Source organism: Arthrobacter sp. GCM10027362 (genome assembly GCF_042679445.1).
GTDB lineage: Bacteria > Actinomycetota > Actinomycetes > Actinomycetales > Micrococcaceae > Crystallibacter.
The window spans coordinates 1-1,377 of record NZ_JBHTML010000369.1 but is presented as its reverse complement, the minus strand read 5'-3'; the positions used below and the strand labels follow the sequence as shown (position 1 = coordinate 1,377).

Sequence of the window (1,377 nt, the reverse complement as noted above, 5' to 3'; positions counted from 1 at the left end):
GTCCGCCGCCGGCTCGGGCGATTCCGCAGCCTCCGCGTCCTGGTCGGCCGCGGGAGCGGCCTGCCGGCGGCCGGTTGCAGCCACGGTGCGGGCGGCGTCGACGAACACCTCGGCGTAGCCTTCCACCGGGAAGTCGCCCAGGTAGTCTGTGCGCAGGGCCGCCCGGGGGCCGGCCAATTCGTCCGCGCCGAGCAGCGAGTCCAGCACCGCCTCCACATTGCCCAGGTCGCCCTCGAGCACGTAGGAGGCCCGGGCAATGGGGTATTCCGCCACGAAGTCGGCCGGTGCGGCGTTGACCGCCACCATGGCGAACGGCTTGCCCGAGTAGAGGTAGTCGGACACCACGCTGGAGACATCCGAGACCATGGCGTCCGAGGCGTTCATGCACTCGATGATGCCGCGGACGGACTCGGCTTCGGCGCCCCACAGGTGCCTGCGCCCGGTGCGCTGGGCATCTTCGCGCAGCAGTTCCTGGATGTTCCTGATCAGCGCGGAATCTTCGGGAAAGTCGTAGCTGAACGGGTGCGGCCGGAAGATCACCGTGGCCCCGCGGTCCAGCAGCGACCGGACGATCTTCTCGCCCACGGGCAGCGAATGGAAAAAGGTTTCTTCAACATGACCGCGCCAGGTGGGGGCGTAGAGCACCACGGGGGAGCCCGCACCCGCCGGCCGGGCCGGAAGCACGTCCTCGAGCTGGGGGCGGCCGACAATCTGGAACTTGTCCCGCGGGATGGACACGCCGTGGTCGGCGTAGCGCCGGGTGGCGGCCTCGCCGGCGGCGAAGATCTTGTCGTACATCGCGTGCGTGGGGTTGTACGACGGCGGCTTGTCCGAATCCCCGTGGCCCAGGTATACGTGGGTGAGTTCGTGGAAGCGGACCATGGCGCCGTTGCCGGAGGAAGCATTGACGTAGAACACCGCGTTGACGCTGGGGACCACCACGTCGTCCAGGTCCGCCACGCGCCGTCGCATGACCACCGGGGCATCGGTCAGTGCAGCCAAGGCCTCGGAGGGCATCAGGGCACGGGTGACGATGATGAACCTCTTGCCGGTGCGCTGCAGGTAGGGCAGCCACATGGCCACCTGGTAGGAGGCATCGTCGGGCCGGGCGGTGTAGATGATGAGCTCCGGTGCGTACTCCCGGACCGCCGCACCCAGGTTGCGTTCCACCGCCCGGCTGGCTGCCACCCGCCGATACGCGTTCAGCGCCGCCGCGCCGTAGAGTCCCAGCACGGCCAGGGTGGCGATGCTCCAGAACCACACCGGCCAGCCCAGGGCGGCGGTGGCCCCGGCCCAGCACAGCAGCAGGCAGGATCCGGCCGCATACCTGGGGGCGTGGCCGGCCCGCGCCGGAACCGCCGCCACGCCGGGCAGGTG

The 1,377-nt window shown here is 70.2% G+C and carries 1 protein-coding gene; it reads right to left on the bottom strand.

All coding sequences use genetic code 11. The annotated features are described in order from the left end of the window. Positions 1 to 1,377, bottom strand: a 1,377-nt coding sequence (locus ACFQ36_RS22725; protein WP_377017843.1) for a CDP-glycerol glycerophosphotransferase family protein, incomplete at both ends; no start/stop codon positions are given.